This window comes from Micrococcus sp. HMSC31B01, from assembly GCF_001816085.1.
GTDB classification, from domain to species: Bacteria; Actinomycetota; Actinomycetes; order Actinomycetales; family Micrococcaceae; genus Micrococcus; species Micrococcus luteus.
On record NZ_KV825142.1, the window covers coordinates 1 to 1,409 of the forward strand.

Annotated in this window: 2 pseudogenes; both read left to right on the top strand. The window is 75.3% G+C overall.

The annotated features are described in order from the left end of the window. Window positions 1-999 (top strand): annotated as a pseudogene (locus tag HMPREF3105_RS06835) (glycosyltransferase family 4 protein); the annotation flags it as partial. 20 nt (window positions 1,000-1,019) lie between these two features. Next, a pseudogene (locus HMPREF3105_RS06840) lies at window positions 1,020-1,409 on the top strand (glycosyl transferase); the annotation flags it as partial.

Genomic DNA, 1,409 nt, shown 5'->3' on the forward strand with positions numbered 1-1,409 from the left:
GTCGTCGTCGCCGGCCACGACCTGAAGTTCGCGGGCGCGCTGATGGAACGGCTGCGCGCCGACGGGCACGAGGTGCGCGTGGACGCCTGGCTCGGCCACGCCCGCCACGACGCCGAGCGCAGCCGCGCCCTGGCCGCGTGGGCGGACGTGGTGCACTGCGAATGGAGCCTCGGCAATCTCGCCTGGTACTCCCGGCACCTGGACTCCCCGCACCGCACCACGCGGTTGACCAGCAGGCTCCACCTGCAGGAGGCGGGCACGGCGTTCCCGTCCCGGGTGCGTCAGGACGCCCTGGACGAGTGGGTGTTCGTGGCCGAGCACGTGCGCGCCCAGGTGCTGCGGGACACCCGTTTCCCGGCCGCGCGGACCTCGGTGGTGCCGAACGCGGTGGCCGTGCCGCCCACGCTCCCGGACGGCGACGACGACCGGCGCTTCGTGCTCGGGCTGGTCGGCGTGCTGCCCGAGCGGAAGGGGCTGCACCGCGCCCTCGACCTGCTGGCCGTGCTCCGCCGCACCGAGCCCCGCTTCACGCTCCGGATCCGTGGCCACCACCCGGAGGAGGTCGGCTGGATGGCGCAGCGCCCCGCCGCGGCGGCCTACTACCGGGCGCAGCTGCGCCGCATCGAGACCGACCCGATGCTCGCCGGAGCCGTGGCCTGGGACCCCCACGGGCCGGACATGCCGGCGTGGTACGCCCGGGTGGGCGTCGCGCTCTCCGTCTCGGACTTCGAGTCGTTCCACTTCACGCTGCCCGACGGCGCCGCGCACGGCTGTCTGCCGGCCGCGCTCGCGTGGGCGGGCGCCGACCTGCTCTACCCCGCCGCGTGGCTGAGCCCGGACGTGGCCACCATGGCCGATGCCCTTCGCCGTGCCACGGCCGACGCACGGGCCTGGCGGTCCGCCGTGGCCCAGGCCCGACGAGACGTGGCACACACCTATGCTGAGGAGGACGTCGTGCCTGCCCTGGTCTGCCGAATCCTGGGGGGCACCGCCACCTGACCTCGCCGAGAAGGAGTCCCATGCCCGTCGACACGCCCGCCCCCCGCCGACCCCGGATGGCGATGCTGGTGGGGAACCAGGTCGTCGGAGACTCGCGCGTGGAGAAGGCCGCGGTCTCTGCGGTGCGCGCCGGCTACGAGGTCGTCGTGGTGGGCGTCTTCCACCGCACCACGTTCAACCTCGGCCGGTACGGGTCCGTGCCCATCCTGCGGGTGCCCGTGACGTTCAGGCGGCACCTGGCGTGGCAGACCCTGCACGGGACCGCCCGGCCGGACGCGACGGACTGGTCCGCCGTGCTGGACCCCGAGGAGGCCGCGGCGATGACCGCCTGGGACCTCGCCCACGAGACCGGGGCGGGCCTGCCCCAGGCCGTGGTGCGCGGGCTGTCGCCCCACGCCCTGCCCGACGGG